The sequence below is a fragment of the Paenibacillus sp. Y568 genome (genome assembly GCF_059445545.1).
Map to the genome: position 1 here is coordinate 1 of NZ_JCAIUM010000057.1, position 1,424 is coordinate 1,424.

1 protein-coding gene is annotated in these 1,424 nt (G+C 46.3%); it reads right to left on the bottom strand.

Features of this window, described 5'->3' with window-relative positions:
* The coding region (locus AC1D7X_RS25755; protein WP_495476435.1) for a condensation domain-containing protein at window positions 1-1,424 on the bottom strand (1,424 nt) is incomplete at both ends.

Below are 1,424 nucleotides of genomic sequence, written 5' to 3' on the forward strand. Positions count from 1 at the left end.
GATCGCTCGTTCAACTCTTGGTAAGTCATGGTCTCTAATCCAAAGGTAATCGCGACCTTATCTGGTGACTTCTTCGCCTGTTCTTCGAATAGTGTATGAATCGTCTTCTCCCGTGGGTAGTCACTCCAGGTATCATTGAATTCCTCAACAATCTGCCGTCGTTCAGTCCCAGACAGCAGACTGACGTCTGCCAGAGGAATATCAATCTGCTCCGTCACCATTTCTAGAATCTGTAGGTAGTGGGCGGCCATCCTTGCGATGGTTGCTCTATCAAACAGTTTCGAAGCATATTCGATATCCAGTATGATCTCTTTCCCTTCTTCTGCTACGGTGAAGGTCAAGTCAAATTTCGCAATATTTCCTGGAAGCGGATAGGGTTCTAACGTCAGCCCATCTGCCTCAATGTCCCCAATGTTCATGTTCTCCACCGCGAATACTGTATCGAACAGCGGATTTCTACTGAAGTCTCGACGAACGTTCAGTTTCTCAATCAACTGTTCATAGGGATATTCCTGATGCTCGAATGCTTCCAGAACACGTTCCTTCATCTCCTGTACATATGCCCGAAACGTCTTACTTCCCTCTGGATAACTACGTAGTGCCAATGTATTCACGAACATTCCTACCACTTGCTCCAAATCTGCATGTGGACGACCTGCTACTGGTGATCCTACAACTACATCCTCCTGTCCACTGTATTTGGACAGTAATATGGTATAGGCCGACAACATCACCATATACAATGTCGTCCCTGTATCAGATATCAACTTCCGGATCAGTTCACTGAGTTCGGATTCCAAACGGATGGTTACGCTCGCTCCTGCGAAACTCTGCATTTGCGGTCGTGGATGATCCAGTGGTAGATTCAGTACTGGGATCTCACCTTGGAATTGGTTAATCCAGTATTCCTCTTGTCTATTCATTAGGTCATTCCCATCCTGTTCACGCTGCCAGACTGCGTAATCCTTATATTGAATACGTAGCTCAGGTAGTGTTTCTTCTCGGTACAGTTGGCTGAATTCGTTCACCAGCACGCCGATGGATGAACCATCCGTGATGATGTGATGCATATCTACCATCATCACATATTCATGCTCTGTTATTCGTGCTAGAGTCGCTCGGAATAGCGGACCACGACTGAGATCGAACGGCTGGATGAAAGCTGTAACTGCCGCTTCAATTTCCGCTTCTCCTCCTAGTAACTCCACATAGTCCACAGCATAATCCGTCTGTTCATTCACTTGCTGCATCGGCTCTCCCTGAACCCAAGTGAAGGTTGTACGTAGGGAATCATGCCGCTCAATTATTTGATGTATTGTTCGTTTCCACTTATGCAAGTCCAGCTCACCACGGATGCGTAATAGCACAGGAATATGATACGCATCTCCTACACTTTCCAATTGTTCTACAATGAGCAACCGCTT